Genomic DNA, 15,509 nt, shown 5'->3' on the forward strand with positions numbered 1-15,509 from the left:
GGGCCGCGTGTGGCACAGATGCAGGAACCGCCGGTGCACGCGAAAGGGGCCCGCCCCGTGGAGTTGGTTGCATGCGATCCCGCTGATCCCTCCGAGCGCGCGCCCGGTACGGCTCCCGCCGCGCCGGCCGTCCCCGCCTCCGTACTGCGGGAGCGGGCCCGCGGCGCACTGCTCGGTCTGGCGGTGGGCGACGCGCTGGGCGCGCCTGCGGAGAACATGCGCCCCTCGGAGATCCGCGCCCGGTGGGGCCGTATCGAGGGCTTCGTGAACGACGACCCCGCGGGCACGGATGACACCGAGTACGCGATCTTCTCCGGGCTGCTGCTGGCCCGGCACGGCTCGGCCCTGACCGTCACCCATGTCGAGACGGCATGGCACCACTGGATCGCCGATCTGGACGAAGGCCCCTTCCGGGGAGCGGGCTTCAGCGAGCGCGGCACCCTGGAGAACCTGCGGCGCGGGCTCGCCGCTCCGATCTCCGCCCAGCACCGGCACGCCTGGAGCGACGGTCTCGCGATGCGGGCGGCACCCTTCGGGGTCTTCGCCGCGGGACTGCCGGCCGAAGCGGCACGGCTCGTGGCGATCGACGGCTCGGTCAGCCACGACGGCGAGGGCATCTACGGCGGGCAGGCCGTGGCCGCGGGGGTCGCGGCGGCGATGACCGGCGCGGGCCCCGCCGGGGTGATCGGCGCAGCGCTCTCGGTCATCCCGATGGACTCCTGGACGGCCCGCTCCCTGCGCCGGGCGGTGGTGACGGCCCAACGCAGCCAAGGTGACCCCCTGGCCACGGAACGCGCGGTGCGCTCGGCGGTGGTGATCGGCGGCTACCCGTGGACGGACCTGGCCCCGGAGGCGGTGGGCCTGGCGTTCGGCGCGTTCGCGGCGGCGCGCGGGGACTTCCGTACCTCGGTACTGACGGCCGTCAACATGGGCCGCGACGCCGACACGACGGCGGCGGTGGCGGGAGCACTGGCGGGAGCGGTCTCGGGCGCGGCGGCCATCCCCGCTGCCTGGGCCTCGGCCATCGGCCCGGTACGAGGCAGCTGTCTCCCGTCGATGAAGGGCCACCACGTACTGGAGATCGCGGACCTCCTCACCCCCGACGACCCGCAGGCGGCGTGATGACACTGACTCCACCCCCGAACGACGCGTCGGTCCCCGACCCCGATCCGGCCGCTGCGCCGGCGACCCGGCCGGCTCCGCACCCGGCCGGCGGGACGGTCGTGCTGCACCATCCGGCCGGCGGGCACGGGCTCCGGCCCGCACAGGCCGCGGCACCGGAGGCGGCGGCCACGACCTTCGGCATGGCCGTGCTCGAACACCCGGCCGCGCCGGACACCGGCACGGCCACCGATCCGTATCTGCTCGCCCTCGCGGACGCACCGGTACCGGCCGCACCCACGTCGTCCGGCGGCACCGCCGTACTCGACCGCCCGGCCGACGCGCATCCCCCGCAGGGCCTGTGGACCGGCGCCACCACGACCGACGGCGACACCACCACATCGCGCGACGGCGGCATCCCCACGGCGGGCGACCGCGGCCCCGCTCTCCCCGACAGCGAGCGCACCCCGGCACCGCACCGGACCCGCCGCGTCCCCGTCCGTCCCGTCGAAGGGCTCCTCCTCGGGCTCGCCGCGGGTGATGCGGCCGGCTGGCCCGCGGCGCGGCACCGGGCGGCGCGGATGCCTGAGTGGACCCGGCGGCTCACCCGTGAGCTCGACACCTTCGCCGAGCAGAACTCGACCACCACGCTCCCCGTGCCGATCGCCCTCAACCAGCCTCCCGAGCCCCTTCGTCTCGGTCCGTCCGACGACGCCGAGTGGGCCGCCTTCGCCGCCGAGACCGTGCTCATCGGTTCGGGGCACCTCTTCGCCGGGCTCGCTCCCGGACGCCGGATGCGCGCGGCCGTGGACCTCGCCTGGAACTCCCTCGCCGGTGAGGTGGCGGCCGCCGCAGACCGCGCCCCCGAGGTGGAGTCCGCCGTGCTGCCCCTGCGCGCCCGGATCTCCGTACGTGCGGGACTCGGCAACCTCGCCACCGGGCTGCGCCCGCCCGCCACCGGTCACGACAACCCGCACTACTTCGACGACGCCGCGTGTGTACGCGCCGCCGTCCTCGCGGTGGTCCACCCGGGCGATCCGGCAGCAGCCGCCGAGCTCGCCGAGTTCGACGCCCGCTACACCCAGGACGGCGACGGGGTGCACGGCGCCCGCGCCATGGCGGCGGCCGTCGCCGTCGCACTGGGCGGCGGAGGGGTCGACGACTGTGTGGACGCCGCGCTCGCGGAACTCCCCGAGTCCACCGAGATCGGCCGCAACGCGCGCCACGCGGTCAAGCTCGCCCGCGACGCGGACGCCGCCTTCGACCTCGTACCGCTGCTGGAGCACCAGATCGTGGACCACGTCTACAGCTACGGAGTCGCCGCGGCCGAGACCGTGCCCGTCGCTCTCGCCGTCGCGACGGCGGCCCGCGGCCGGGTCGCCGAGGCGGTACCCGCCGCGGCCTGCCTGTCGCGGGTGGCCGACTCCGCCCCCGCGCTGGCCGGCGCGCTGACCGGCGCGCTCGGCGGGGGCGACGCCGTGCCGGCCAGCTGGCGGGACGCCTGCCGGACGCTCGCGGGCTGCGCCCTCCCCCGTCTCGCGGGCACCGATCTCGTGGAACTCGCCGGGCTGCTCGCAAACACGGAACTGACGGCCCCGGGTGGACAATTCCGGCATGACGACGACACTCGCGACGCTCACACTCGATGACCGGATCACCGGCAGCCTGATCGGCGCGGCCGTGGGCGACGCGCTCGGCGGCCCGGTCGAGGGCTACACGCCCGAGCAGATCACCGAACGGCACGGCGGCCGTGTCCACGGCATCGTCGGCCCCTGGAACGGCGACGACTGGCGCACCGCCCGCCCGATCGCGCCGTACCACAAGGGCGACGGCCACGTCACCGACGACACCCTCATGACCCATGCCCTGATCCGGGTCTACGGCACGGTCCGCGACCATCTCGACGCCTACGCCGTGGCCGACCACCTGGTGCCGGACCTGCTCTCCACCCCCCGCTGGATCCCCGAACTGGAGGCGGAGGCGCTCCCGCTCCAACGGATCTTCCTCGCCGAGAAGTGGCTCGTGGCCCGTATCCACTACGGGCACCACGACCCCCGCGAGGCGGGCAGCGGCAACATCGTCAACTGCGGTGCCGCGATGTACATGGCACCGGTGGGCCTGGTCAACGCGGCCCATCCCGTTGCCGCCTACGCCGAGGCGCTCGACATCGCGGGGGCGCACCAGTCCTCGTACGGCCGGGAGGCGGCGGGCGTCTTCGCGGCCGCGGTCGCCGCCGCATGTCTTCCCGGTGCGACCCCCACGTCCGTCGTCGATGCGGCCCTGACACTGGCGAAGGACGGCACCCGCTCGGCCATCGAGGCGGTGGCCGAAGTCGCCGCGCAGCACACGGACTTCGAGTCGGCGCTGACACCGCTGCGTACGGCGGTCGCTCCCTTCGACACGGTCGGTCCGGACTACCGGGCACCCTCCCTCGCCGCTCGCCGTCCCTCCCGGCTGCACTCCATCGAGGAACTCCCCGTCGCCCTGGGCATGCTGCTGGTCGGCGAGGGCGACTACCGCCGTACGGTGCTGGGCTCGGTGAACTACGGCCGCGACTGCGACTCGATCGCCACGATGTCCGGCGCGTTCGCGGGCGCCCTGGGCGGTACCGCGGCGGTACCCCGGGACTGGGCCAAGACGGTGGCCGAGGCAAGCCGCCTCGATCTGCACGCACCCGCCCGGGAGCTGACCGCGGTCACCCGGGAGGTCTTCGCCCGCGACACGCAACGCCGCCGGGCCCACGAGTCGGCGTTCGCCGCCCTGACGGACGCGCGATGAGCGACGCCCTCCGACTCACCTGGGTGCAGCCGGAGGATCTGCTCGGCCACGAGCTGCGCCAGGCGGCCGAGGACGGCCGTGACGCGGGAGAGGTCGCCGCCGCCTGGCGCGCGGCGGGCGGCTCCCCCGCACCACCCGCGGCCGGTGCCTCCGCCGTCCCGGCCCCTCCCGAGCTGCGCACCCTGGCGCTCCGCCTGCTGGACGAGCTGTCCGCGATCCCCAGTCCGCTGGCCGCACAGGAGCCGACCGGCCTTGCGGCCATCAGGGCGGCATGCCCCAACTGGCCCACGTCCCCCGGCGACCCGCTGCCCACCACGGCGGGAACGGCGCCCCCGTCCCCTACGTCAGAGCCCGCCCGCTCGACGACACCACCTGGCGACACCCCTTCCTCCACGCGCGACGAGCCCGGCGCCCCAACGCCCTCCGCGCACACCCCCGCCGCCCTGCGCGACCCGCGGCTCCCGGACCGTCTCCACGCGGCATGGCTCGGCCGTGCGGCCGGCTGCCTGCTGGGCAAGCCGGTCGAGAAACTCCCCCTCCACGCGATCCGTGCCATCGCCCGCGCCACCGGCAACTGGCCCCTCCACACCTGGTTCACCGCCAAGGGCCTGCCCGCGGAACTCGCCCGTGCCCACCCCTGGAACCGCCGTTCCGCCACCACCTCACTGGCCGAGAACATCGACGGCATGCCCGAGGACGACGACCTCAACTACCCCCTGCTGAATCTGCTCCTGCTCCAGCGGTACGGCCGCCGCTTCACCACCGCGGACGTCGGCCGGCTCTGGCTCGACGAACTCCCCGCGGGCCGCACCTTCACCGCGGAACGCATCGCCTACCGCAACCTCCTCTCCGGACTCGAACCCCCGCTCACCGCCTGCCACCACAACCCCTTCCGGGAATGGATCGGCGCCGCCATCCGTGCCGATGTGCACGGCTGGACGCACCCCGGCGACCCCGGGGCCGCCGCCGAAGGGGCACATCGCGACGCCGCGCTCACCCACACCGCGAACGGCGTCCACGGCGCGATGTTCGTCGCGGCGGCCGTCGCGACCGCAGCCGACGGCGCCGGTGATGTGCACCGTGCGCTCGCCGCCGGGCTGACCGTCGTACCGCCCGCCTCCCGGCTGGCCCACGCCGTCCGCCTCGGTATCGACACCGCCCGCGCCGAATCCGACTTCGCTTCTGTCGTGGACCGCCTCCACACCGCCTACGGCCACTACCACTGGGTCCATGTGCTGCCCAATGCCGCCCTGCTCGCCGCCGCGCTCACCCATGCGGACGGCGACTTCGGCGGCTCCATCTGCCGTGCTGTCTCCGGAGGTTGGGACACGGACTCCAACGGGGCCACCGCCGGTTCGGTCGCCGGACTGCTCGCCGGCCGGCCCGGTGAACTGCCCGACCGGTGGACCGCCCCGCTCAAGAACCGGCTCTCCACCTCCGTCGCCGGCTTCGACGGCACGGGCTTCGACGCCCTCGCCCACCTCACGCACCAGGAGGCACTCCGCCCATGACCGGCATCGTGGTGCTCGGCAGCACCAACATGGACCTCGTCGCCTATGTCGCCCACGCACCCAAACGCGGAGAGACCGTCACCGGGCGGGAGTTCCGGACGATCCCCGGCGGCAAGGGCGCGAACCAAGCCGTCGCGGCCGCCCGCGCCGGTGGCGACGTCGCGATGATCGGCGCGGTCGGCTCGGACGACTTCGGCGCGGCCCTGCGGCAGACGCTCGTCGCCTCCGGCGTCGACGTCGATCTGCTGCGCACCTCCGAAGGCCCCTCGGGCACGGCCCATATCGTCGTCGACGACGAAGGCGGCAACGCCATCGTCGTCATCCCCGGCGCCAACGGCACGCTCACCGCCCTCGCCCCCGGCGACGAAGCCCTCATCGCCACCGCCGACGCCCTGCTTCTCCAGCTCGAACTCCCGCTCACCGCCGTGCTGGAGGGCGCCGAGACCGCACGCCGGCACGGCGTACGCACCGTGCTCACTCCCGCCCCCGCCCAGCCGCTGCCTCCCGAACTCCTCGCCGCCACCGACCTGCTGGTGCCCAACGAACACGAGGCGGCCACCCTCACGGGCGTCGCCGACCCGCACGCCGCGGCAGAAGCGCTGCTGCGGCAGGTCCCCGAGGTGGTGATCACGCTCGGCTCGGCCGGCTGCCTCCACGCCGGCCGGCACTCGCCCCCGCTCATCGTCCCCGCCCCCGAGGTCATCGCCCTGGACACCACGGCGGCAGGCGACACCTTCGTCGGCGCCCTCGCCGTCGCGCTCGGCGAGGGAAAGCCCGTCGAGCAGGCCCTCACCTGGGCTTCCGCCGCCGCGGCGCTGTGCGTCCAGCGCGCGGGTGCCTCGACCTCCATGCCGTACCGCTCCGAGATCGACGAGGCCTCATGACATCAACGCCCGCACCTGCCCCGATGCCCCTTCAGGGGCTGCGCGTTCTCGATCTGGCCACCCTCTTCGCCGGCCCGCTCGCCGCCACCATGCTCGGTGACTTCGGCGCGGAGGTGATCAAGGTCGAGCACCCCACCCGGCCCGACCCGTCCCGCGGCCACGGCGCCGCCAGGAACGGCGTCGGCCTGTGGTGGAAACTGCTCGGCCGCAACAAGCGCACCATGACCCTGGACCTGTCCACCCGGGGCGGCCGCGAGACCCTGCTGCGCCTGGCCGCCACCGCGGATGTGATCGTCGAGAACTTCCGCCCCGGCACCCTGGAGAAGTGGCAGCTCGGCTGGGACGAACTCAGCGCGGTCAATCCCCGTCTCGTCCTCACCCGCGTCACCGGCTTCGGCCAGTTCGGCCCCTACTCCCACCGGCCCGGCTTCGGCACCCTCGCCGAAGCGATGAGCGGCTTCGCCTCCATCACCGGTGAGGCCGACGGCCCGCCCACGCTCCCTCCGTTCGGTCTCGCCGATTCCATCGCCGCCCTGGCCACGTCCTACGCCGTGATGACCGCGCTCACCGCCCGTCAGGTCACGGGCCGCGGCCAGGTCGTCGACATGGCGATCATCGAGCCGATCCTGACCGTCCTCGGCCCGCAGCCGCTCTGGTACGACCAGGTCGGCTACGTCCAGACGCGGACCGGCAACCGCTCCGGCAACAACGCGCCCCGGAACACCTATCGCACCGCCGACGGCCACTGGGTGGCCGTCTCCACCTCGGCCCAGTCCATCGCCGAGCGCGTCATGACCCTGGTCGGCCGCCCCGACCTGATCGACGAGCCGTGGTTCACCACCGGAAGCGGCCGCGCCGAGCACGCCGACATCCTCGACGACGCGGTCGGCGGCTGGATCGCCGAGCGCAGCCGGACCGAGACCATGGAAGCCTTCGAAAAGGCCGAGGCCGCCATCGCGCCGATCTACGACATCCGCGATGTCATGGAGGACCCCCAGTACCAGGCGCTGGACAGCATCACCGAGGTCCCCGACCCAGAACTCGGTCCGCTCCGGATGCAGAACGTCCTCTTCCGCCTCTCCGAGACTCCCGGCTCCATCCGCTGGGCCGGCCGCCCGCACGGCGCCGACACGGACACGGTCCTCACCGAACTCGGCCTGACCGGGGCCGATATCAGCGCACTCCGCACCCAGGGCGCCCTATGACCCCGCTCACCTATCTCTACGCCCCCGGCGACCACCCCGACGTCGTACTGAAAGCCCTCGGCTCCGGCGCCGACGTCGTGATCATCGACCTCGAGGACGCGGTCCCCTCCGACCGCAAGAACTACGCCCTGGCCGCCACGGCCGAACTTCTGACTCTCCCCCAGCCCCTGCCCGTCCATGTCCGCATCAACTCCCCCCAGGACATCGAGACCCTGACCGGTCTCCCCGGCCTCTGTGCTCTGCGTGTTCCCAAGGTCGCACACGGCACTGACATCCGCCGGATCGCCGACCGCGCACCCGGTGTCCCCCTCCACCCGCTGCTGGAGTCCGCCGTCGCGATCGAGCACGCCTACGACATCGCCGCCGCCCATCCGGCCGTCCGAGGCATCTCGCTCGGGGAGGCGGACCTCCGCGCCGACCTCGGCGTACGGGACGGCGCCTCGCTCGACTGGCCCCGCTCGCGCATCGTGGTCGCCGCCCGCGCGGCCGGTCTCCCGCCCCCGTCGCAGTCCGTCTTCCCGGACATCAGGGACCTGGACGCGCTCTACGCCTCCTGCACACACGGCCGCGCGCTCGGCTTCCTCGGCCGGGCGGCCATCCATCCCCGTCAGCTCCCCGTCATCGAGCGGGCCTTCCTCCCCACCCCCGAGGAGATCGAGGCGGCGGAGGAGGTCGTCAAGGCGGCCGCGGGGGACGAGGGGGCACTGGCCCTGCCGGACGGCCGTTTCGTGGACGCCGCGATCGTGGCGGCCGCCGAGCGCACGCTGTCCATCGCCCGGCGGGAGACCTTCTGACGTCCGGTGCCCTGACGCCGGCAAGGGACCTTCCGCACACGACGAGGCCGCCGGGACCCGATCGGTCCCGGCGGCCTCGTCGTACGTCGCTGCGGTCAGCCCTTCTTGGCCGACCCCGCATCCGCGTCGGCGTCGGCGTCCCTGACGGTGTCCCCGGCGTCCGCCGAGTCCTCCGGGGTCGTCTCGTCGCCCGACTCCTTCTTCTCCTCGGCCTTCTCGGCGACCGCGTCCGCGCCGTCCGTGCCCGGCTTCGAGCGGTCCGGCTCGACGATCTCCTCGCGTCCCGGCCGCACCCGCGACGAGATCACGATGTACGCCACCGCCAGCACGAAGACGATGATCGCGGTCCACACGTTCAGCCGCAGGCCCAGGACGTGGTGCGCCTCGTCGACGCGCATGTACTCGATCCAGGCGCGGCCCGCGCAGTACGCGGCGACGTAGAGCGCGAACGCCCGCCCGTGGCCGAGCTTGAAGCGCCGGTCGGCCCAGATGACCAGCAGCGCGACACCGATGCACCACAGGGACTCGTACAGGAACGTCGGGTGGTACAGACCCGCCTCGCGGTTCGCGCCCTCCGTGATCTTGAGGGCCCAGGGCAGATCGGTCGGCTTGCCGTACAGCTCCTGGTTGAACCAGTTGCCCCAGCGGCCGATCGCCTGCGCGATGGCGATGGCCGGCGCGAGGGCGTCCGCCCAGGCCGGCAGCGGGATCCCGCGACGGCGGCAGCCGATCCAGGCGCCGACCGCGCCCAGCGCGATCGCGCCCCAGATACCGAGGCCGCCCTCCCAGATCTTGAAGGCGTCGACCCAGTTCTCACCGTCGCTGAAGTACAGCTGGTAGTCGGTGATCACGTGGTAGAGCCGGCCGCCGACCAGGCCGAAGGGCACCGCCCAGACGGCGATGTCGGCCACGGTGCCGGCTTTGCCGCCTCGGGCGATCCAGCGCTTGTTGCCGTACCAGACGGCCACGAAGACACCGATGATGATGCAGAAGGCGTAGCCGCGCAGCGGGAGCGGTCCGAGATGGATCACTCCGGTCGACGGACTGGGAATGTAGGCAAGTTCCATGGCAGACCCGACGCTACCCTGCCGGGTGGGAGACACGGCAACCCACCCGGCAACGTCCTGATAACGAGCGGCGTGCCGCGGCGCGGCTCCGCCGGGCGGTCAGGACGACGGGCTCGGCGCCGGCGCGGACTGCTGGGTGCCCGGCTTCTTGCCCTTGTTCGCCTCGGTGACCCACTTCTTCAGGTTGGCCGGGGAGATCTGCTCGCTGCCCTTGGCCGGGAAGACCGACTCGCCGTTGAGCAGGACGGTGGGGGTGCCGCGGAAGCCGCCGTTCTGGAAGGCCGTGTTGGACTTGGCGACCCAGCTGTCGTGCTTGCCGTCCTCCACACAGCTGCGGAATCCGGGGGTGTCGAGCCCCTCGACCTTGCCCGCGAGCTCGATCAGCCGGTCGTTGTTGCCGAAGGCGTCGTCCGGCTCCGGCGGCTGGTTCTGGAAGAGCACGTCGTGGTACGGGGCGAAGTCGCCGACGTCCTGGGCGCACGCCGCGGCATTGGCCGCACGCAGGGATCCGCTGCCGCCCATGTTGCCGTCGATGATGGTGGCGAGGTGGTACTCGACCTTGATCTGACCGGCCGCGACCAGCTCGTGGATCGTGTCACGGAAGAGGTTCTCGAACTGCGCGCAGACCGGGCAGCGGAAGTCCTCCCAGATCGTGAGCGTGGAGGGGGCGTCGTCCGCACCCACCGGGATCGCCAGCCGGTCCTTGCCCTGCACGCCGGCGGGCGCGAGGAGGGGGCCGGCCTGGGAGCCGCTGTCCTTCTTCGTGCCGGAGTTGGCCGCGATCACGCCGACGACGGCCGCGAGGCCCAGCACGGCCACCACCGCCGCCGACACGATCAGCACCCGGCGGCGCTTCTCACGCGCCTTGTGCTGCTCACGTTCCTGCTGGAGCCGCTCGCGCGCGGTCCTCTTCCGGTCCTGGTTCTCACTCACATCCCGCAAACGAACCGGGGAGGCACGTGAGCGCCTCCCCGGTCCAGATCCACTCGTACGAGCGAGCCGTACGAGAGGGATGACCCGGCTACCCGGCCTGCCCGTCCCTGCGCACGCCCCTGGCCAGCTCCGCGGCCAGCGCACGGACGGCCGCGAGGCCGGCGGCGGTGTCGGGGGCGTCGAGGATCCGCTTCACGAACGCGGACCCGACGATCACCCCGTCGGCGAACGCGGCGACCTCCGCGGCCTGCTGTGCGTCGGAGACCCCGAGGCCCACGCAGACCGGCAACTCGGTGGTGGCCCGGGTGCGGCTCACCAGGTCCTGGGCCTGCGCGCCGACCGACGCGCGGGTGCCGGTGACCCCCATCAGCGAGGCCGCGTACACAAAGCCGGACCCTGCTTCGGTGATCCGCGCGATCCGGGCGTCCTTGCTGCTCGGAGCGACGACGAAGACGGTGGCGAGAGAGTGCTTCTCGGCGTGTTCGCGCCACAGGCCGGACTCCTCGACCGGCAGGTCGGGCAGGATGCAGCCCGCGCCGCCGGCCTCGGCGAGCTCGGCCGTGAAGCGCTCGACGCCGTAGCGGTCGATCGGGTTCCAGTACGTCATCACCAGGACCGGCTTGCCGGTCGCCGCGTGCGCCTCGCGGACCGTGCGCATCACGTCGGCGATCTTGACGCCGCCGCGCAGGGCGATGTCGTCGGCGGTCTGGATGACCGGTCCGTCGAGGACGGGATCGCTGTGCGGCAGCCCCACCTCGACGATGTCCGCGCCGCCGTCCAGGACGGCCTTCACTGCCTCGATACCGCCGTCGACGGTCGGGAAGCCGGCCGGGAGGTAGGCGATGAGCGCGGCACGCCCCTCGTCCTTGGCCCGCGCCAGGGTGTCGCTCAACAGCTGGATGTTGCCGCTCACTTCGCGTCCCCCTTGATCTCGCCCTCGCCGTTCTCGGCGGCGGTGTCCGCCTCGACCACGGCGTCCGCCTCACGGTCGTAGAGCCCGAAGTAGCGGGCGGCGGTGTCCATGTCCTTGTCGCCGCGTCCGGACAGATTGACGACGATCAGGCCGTCCTTGCCGAGCTCCCGGCCGAGATCCAGCGCACCGGCCAGCGCGTGCGCCGACTCGATCGCCGGAATGATGCCCTCGGTGCGGGACAGCAGCCGCAGGGCCTGCATCGCGGCGTCGTCGGTGACCGCGCGGTACTCCCCGCGCCCGCTGTCCTTGAGGTACGCGTGCTCGGGACCGATGCCCGGGTAGTCCAGTCCGGCCGAGATCGAGTACGGCTCGGTGATCTGGCCCTCCTCGTCCTGGAGGACGTAGCTGCGCGAGCCGTGCAGGATGCCGGGCTCGCCCGCGGTCAGGGTGGCCGCGTGCTCGCCGGACTCGATGCCGTGCCCGGCGGGCTCACAGCCCACGAGGCGCACACCGGCGTCCGGGATGAAGGCGTGGAACAGCCCGATCGCGTTGGAACCGCCGCCGACGCAGGCGACGGCCGCGTCCGGCAGACGGCCGGCGCGCTCCAGGATCTGGCGCCTGGCCTCCACACCGATGACCCGGTGGAAGTCGCGCACCATGGCCGGGAAGGGATGGGGGCCCGCGACCGTGCCGAAGAGGTAGTGGGTGTGGTCGACGTTGGCGACCCAGTCGCGGAACGCCTCGTTGATGGCGTCCTTCAGGGTCCTGCTGCCGGACTTCACCGGGATGACCTCGGCGCCCAGCATCCGCATCCGGGCGACGTTGAGCGCCTGGCGCTCGGTGTCGATCTCGCCCATGTAGACGGTGCACTCGAGACCGAACAGGGCGCACGCGGTCGCGGTCGCGACGCCGTGCTGGCCGGCGCCGGTCTCGGCGATGACGCGCGTCTTGCCCATGCGCTTGGTGAGCAGCGCCTGGCCCAGCACGTTGTTGATCTTGTGCGAGCCGGTGTGGTTCAGGTCCTCCCGCTTGAGGAAGACCCGCGCACCGCCGGCGTGCTCGGCGAGCCGTGACACTTCGGTCAGCGCGCTGGGGCGGCCCGTGTAGTTGACCATGAGGTCGTTGAGCTCGGCCGCGAAGGCCGGGTCCGTCTTGGCCTTGTCGTACTCGACGGCGACCTCGTCGACGGCGGCGACGAGGGCCTCGGGGATGAACTTGCCGCCGAAGGCACCGAAGTAGCCCTGGGCGCTGGGGACCTGACCCTCGGGGTCCGGGATGAAGAAGTCAGAAGACATCCGACGTACTCCTCAGAAGGGGCTGACGCCCCGGAAGTCTGGGTGTGCAAGGGGACACGTTATGCGCGCGCGCCGCTGTGACCGGGGTTCCGCACCGGACCACCGCGCCGCAACCGGCGGTGCGAGGTCCGTACACATCGGCCCGTCCGGCGATCACGGACACCGCGACGGCCGTACCGGGGGCTTCACCCCTGGAATCCGGAACCGCCCGGCGTCAGTCGCGCGCGCCGGCCCCGCGCCATCGCATCCCGTTGACCTGGCCCGGCTCCGAGCCGATGACGTACCGCACGCGCCGGCCGTGCACCCGGCGGGCGGGGGCGCGGCAGCCGCGGGGCTTGCAGCCCCGGGCCAGACGGGCGTACGGATCACGGGCCGCGGCGAGCGCCGCCCGTGCCGCGCGCACGGCCGCCGTCGCCGTCCCGGGACGCGTGGGCGTCCGGTGCGGCGTGGCGGTGGTGCGGGCGGCGGTCATGGCGGGTGTCAGCTCCTGCCGTGCCGCAGCGCCGGGTGGGCGCCCGCGGCGACGAGGTCGGCGACGGCCGCCTTCGGGTCCCGGCCGGTGACCAGGGACTCTCCGACCAGTACGGCGTCGGCGCCCGCGTTGGCGTAGGCGATCAGGTCGTGCGGACCGCGCACACCGGACTCGGCGACCGTGACGATGTGGGACGGAATCTCGGGGGCGATCCGTTCGAAGGTGCCCCGGTCGACCTTGAGCGTCTTCAGATCGCGGGCGTTGACCCCGATGATCTTCGCGCCGGCGTCCACCGCACGCTCGACCTCGTCCTCGTCGTGCACCTCGACCAGCGGCGTGAGCCCGATCGACTCGGCACGCTCGATGAGGGAGACCAGGGCCTCCTGCTCCAGAGCGGCGACGATCAGCAGGATGACGTCGGCGCCGTACGCGCGGGCCTCCCACAGCTGGTACGCCGTGACGATGAAGTCCTTGCGCAGCAGGGGTACGTCGACCCGGGCGCGGACGGCCTCCAGATCGGCGAGCGAGCCGCCGAAGCGGCGCTCCTCGGTCAGGACGGAGATGAGGGCGGCGCCCCCGGCCTCGTAGTCCGCGGCGAGCGCGGCGGGGTCGGCGATCGCGGCGAGCGCGCCCTTGGAGGGGCTGGAGCGCTTCACCTCGCAGATCACCTGGACGCCCTCGCCGCGCAGTGCAGCGACCCCGTCCTTGGCGGCGGGAGCCTTGGCGGCGCGCTCCTTGAGCTCGTCGAGGCTGACGCGCGCCTGCCGCTCTGCGAGGTCGGCGCGTACGCCTTCGATGATCTCGTCGAGCACACTCACGCGAGCGGCCCCCTTCCGGGACGGTGATGGTTCAGGATCAGCCATGTCGATGGTATCCGCAGGAGGCCCTCGGCCTCGCATCCGGTTGACGCCTGTCCCACTACCTGGGACTTCGACGCCCCTGCGGCACCTGCCGGGCGGCCCCTCACGGGGCCAGCGCAGAGCCGAACGGCAGGTTCCGCACCACACTGAAGACCAGCAGGACGGCGCCCAGCGACCACCACCAGACGGGGGCGACGGCGATCCGCATCGGCACACCGCGGACGGCGCGAATCAGCCACAGGGCCATCACCACGGCGAAGACGCCGTAGCCGACGACGGCCACGGCGTTGGCACCGAGGGCCGCCGCCAGGTCGCCGTGGGCGAAGGCGTGGGCGCTGCGCAGACCACCGCAGCCCGGGCAGAGGATCCCGGTGAGCCGCAGGAGCGGACAGACCGGGTAGTGACCTGGTTCGTTGGGGTCGACCGCGCCGACGTAGGCGAAGGCGGCGGCGACTCCCGCGAGAGAGGCCACGGGGGCGGCGAGACGTCGCGCGAGCGGGGCGGGCCCGGGGGCGCGAGCGGGTGTCGCGGAAGAAGGCATGGCGTCCACCCCGTGATTGTCTCCGTCGGAACGCAAGGGCGCAGCCCGGCCTCTGCCGGTCTGCGCCCTTGCGTCGTGAGGTCCTGGCGGTGTCAGGCGGAGGTCTGCGCCGAGGCGGGCTGCGCGGGGGCGGTGGCCGCCTGCGCACGGGCCCGCTCCTGGGCGGCCTTCTCGGCCTTCGGCATACCGAGACCGGCGGCCCTCATCGCGAGGCCGACCAGACCGCCGGCGACGACGACGCCCATGCCGGCCCAGAAGCCGAGCGGGTTGGCCGCGACCATGAAGACTCCGGCGATGCAGAAGCCGATGAAAGCGATGATGACACCGGTCCAGGCGGCCGGGGTGTGTCCGTGGGCGCTGCCCGCCATGAGTTGCTCCTCGTTGCCGTTGCTCTGTGGTGAGCTGTTGCTCGATGGTGAGCCGGTAGCTCACCCGCCATTGTCCCGTACGCCGTGACGTGCCCTGTGCCAGGGGTGGCGGTCACGTCTCGGCCCCGGGGGGTCATGTCTCGCGGGTCGGGTCCTCGCCGCGGTCCAGTGCCTTCCAGAGGTCCTCGGGGCGGTCGGGGTCGACGACCGGCGCCTTGCGGGGCCTCGGGGTGCCGTCCCGCTCGTAGCGGCCCGACATGGCGGGCCACTGCCTGCCGTAGCGGAGCGCGAGCAGTCCGGCGAGCAGGATCAGCAGACCGCCGGCCGCGGTCACATAGGGCCAGGCGGTGTGGGTGAGTGCGCCGACCGTGGCGGCGGTGTCGCCGGTGGTCGTCGCCGCCTTCTCGTCCAGGGCCGCGCTGTCGGACGCGCCCAGGAAGGCGGTGACGGCCGCACCGGCGCCGCTGAGGGCGAGCAGCGCGGCCACCAGGAACCGGCCGGCCCTGCGGACGGCGAAGACCGCGACGAGCGCGGCCAGGCCGACGATGGCGAGAGCGGTGGGCACTCCGGTGACGTCGCTGCCGTCGGCGTCGAGCGGCACGCTGCCGCCACCGACGGCCGCGGTGCCCTCGGCCCAGATCTGACCGGAGGCGAGCAGGACGACGGTGGCGCCGGCGGCGCCGAGAACAAGTGCTGCGCCGAGGCTGCGGCGGCTGCTGTCGGCGGACGCGGCGGATGCCGATTCGGCGCGGGGCTGGGGTACAGGTACAGCACTCACGACCCCCAC

The 15,509-nt window shown here is 73.3% G+C and carries 16 protein-coding genes; 7 read left to right on the forward strand and 9 right to left on the reverse strand.

Annotation, left to right across the window (positions count from 1 at the left end; all coding sequences use genetic code 11):
- Positions 1 to 57 precede the first annotated feature (57 nt).
- The 7 genes from ACQPWZ_RS09120 to ACQPWZ_RS09150 are packed head-to-tail and all read left to right on the forward strand — an operon-like array spanning position 58 to position 8,273.
- Positions 58 to 1,122 (forward strand): ADP-ribosylglycohydrolase family protein, encoded by a 1,065-nt coding sequence (locus ACQPWZ_RS09120; protein WP_405568807.1) that lies wholly within the window; start codon positions 58 to 60, stop codon positions 1,120 to 1,122.
- Positions 1,122 to 2,750: an ADP-ribosylglycohydrolase family protein gene (locus tag ACQPWZ_RS09125; protein WP_433571078.1), complete on the forward strand. Its 1,629-nt coding sequence runs from the start codon at positions 1,122 to 1,124 to the stop codon at positions 2,748 to 2,750. The genes ACQPWZ_RS09120 and ACQPWZ_RS09125 overlap by 1 nt, the downstream gene beginning before the upstream one ends.
- On the forward strand, positions 2,716 to 3,879 hold the full coding sequence (locus tag ACQPWZ_RS09130; protein ID WP_433571079.1) for an ADP-ribosylglycohydrolase family protein: 1,164 nt from the start codon (positions 2,716 to 2,718) through the stop codon (positions 3,877 to 3,879). The genes ACQPWZ_RS09125 and ACQPWZ_RS09130 overlap by 35 nt, the downstream gene beginning before the upstream one ends.
- Entirely contained in the window at positions 3,876 to 5,390 is a 1,515-nt protein-coding gene (locus ACQPWZ_RS09135) for an ADP-ribosylglycohydrolase family protein (RefSeq protein ID WP_433571080.1), read from the forward strand. Before ACQPWZ_RS09130 ends, ACQPWZ_RS09135 begins: the two co-directional genes overlap by 4 nt.
- Positions 5,387 to 6,274: a ribokinase gene (gene rbsK / locus ACQPWZ_RS09140; protein WP_433571081.1), complete on the forward strand. Its 888-nt coding sequence runs from the start codon at positions 5,387 to 5,389 to the stop codon at positions 6,272 to 6,274. Before ACQPWZ_RS09135 ends, rbsK begins: the two co-directional genes overlap by 4 nt.
- Positions 6,271 to 7,479: a CaiB/BaiF CoA transferase family protein gene (locus ACQPWZ_RS09145; RefSeq protein ID WP_433571082.1), complete on the forward strand. Its 1,209-nt coding sequence runs from the start codon at positions 6,271 to 6,273 to the stop codon at positions 7,477 to 7,479. Before rbsK ends, ACQPWZ_RS09145 begins: the two co-directional genes overlap by 4 nt.
- Positions 7,476 to 8,273 carry an HpcH/HpaI aldolase/citrate lyase family protein gene (locus ACQPWZ_RS09150; RefSeq protein ID WP_383244242.1) on the forward strand — a complete coding sequence of 266 codons (798 nt, stop codon included), beginning with the start codon at positions 7,476 to 7,478 and terminating at the stop codon, positions 8,271 to 8,273. Before ACQPWZ_RS09145 ends, ACQPWZ_RS09150 begins: the two co-directional genes overlap by 4 nt.
- 95 nt (positions 8,274 to 8,368) lie before the next feature.
- On the opposite strand, the gene lgt is transcribed toward ACQPWZ_RS09150, so the two are convergent.
- From lgt to ACQPWZ_RS09195, 9 genes are all read right to left on the reverse strand, one after another.
- A complete protein-coding gene (lgt, locus tag ACQPWZ_RS09155) occupies positions 8,369 to 9,340 on the reverse strand; it encodes a prolipoprotein diacylglyceryl transferase (RefSeq protein ID WP_340472565.1) in 972 nt (323 codons plus the stop codon).
- A gap of 99 nt (positions 9,341 to 9,439) precedes the next feature.
- A complete protein-coding gene (locus tag ACQPWZ_RS09160; RefSeq protein WP_340472566.1) occupies positions 9,440 to 10,273 on the reverse strand; it encodes a DsbA family protein in 834 nt (277 codons plus the stop codon).
- Between the two features lie 88 nt (positions 10,274 to 10,361).
- Positions 10,362 to 11,186: a tryptophan synthase subunit alpha gene (trpA, locus tag ACQPWZ_RS09165; RefSeq protein WP_433571083.1), complete on the reverse strand. Its 825-nt coding sequence runs from the start codon at positions 11,184 to 11,186 to the stop codon at positions 10,362 to 10,364.
- Positions 11,183 to 12,481 carry a tryptophan synthase subunit beta gene (trpB, locus tag ACQPWZ_RS09170; RefSeq protein WP_433571084.1) on the reverse strand — a complete coding sequence of 433 codons (1,299 nt, stop codon included), beginning with the start codon at positions 12,479 to 12,481 and terminating at the stop codon, positions 11,183 to 11,185. Before trpB ends, trpA begins: the two co-directional genes overlap by 4 nt.
- A 214-nt stretch (positions 12,482 to 12,695) precedes the next feature.
- Positions 12,696 to 12,953: a tryptophan biosynthesis modulator TrpM gene (trpM, locus tag ACQPWZ_RS09175; RefSeq protein WP_405568813.1), complete on the reverse strand. Its 258-nt coding sequence runs from the start codon at positions 12,951 to 12,953 to the stop codon at positions 12,696 to 12,698.
- An 8-nt stretch (positions 12,954 to 12,961) separates the two neighbouring features.
- Positions 12,962 to 13,771: an indole-3-glycerol phosphate synthase TrpC gene (trpC, locus tag ACQPWZ_RS09180; protein ID WP_340472569.1), complete on the reverse strand. Its 810-nt coding sequence runs from the start codon at positions 13,769 to 13,771 to the stop codon at positions 12,962 to 12,964.
- A 145-nt stretch (positions 13,772 to 13,916) separates the two neighbouring features.
- Positions 13,917 to 14,354: a DUF2752 domain-containing protein gene (locus tag ACQPWZ_RS09185; RefSeq protein WP_433571085.1), complete on the reverse strand. Its 438-nt coding sequence runs from the start codon at positions 14,352 to 14,354 to the stop codon at positions 13,917 to 13,919.
- A 92-nt stretch (positions 14,355 to 14,446) separates the two neighbouring features.
- Positions 14,447 to 14,722, reverse strand: coding sequence for an HGxxPAAW family protein (locus tag ACQPWZ_RS09190; RefSeq protein ID WP_340472571.1), 276 nt, complete (start codon positions 14,720 to 14,722; stop codon positions 14,447 to 14,449).
- A 133-nt stretch (positions 14,723 to 14,855) separates the two neighbouring features.
- Entirely contained in the window at positions 14,856 to 15,509 is a 654-nt protein-coding gene (locus tag ACQPWZ_RS09195) for a TIGR02234 family membrane protein (RefSeq protein WP_433571086.1), read from the reverse strand.

The sequence above is a fragment of the Streptomyces sp. CA-251247 genome, assembly GCF_050952975.1.
Lineage (GTDB): Bacteria > Actinomycetota > Actinomycetes > Streptomycetales > Streptomycetaceae > Streptomyces > Streptomyces achmelvichensis.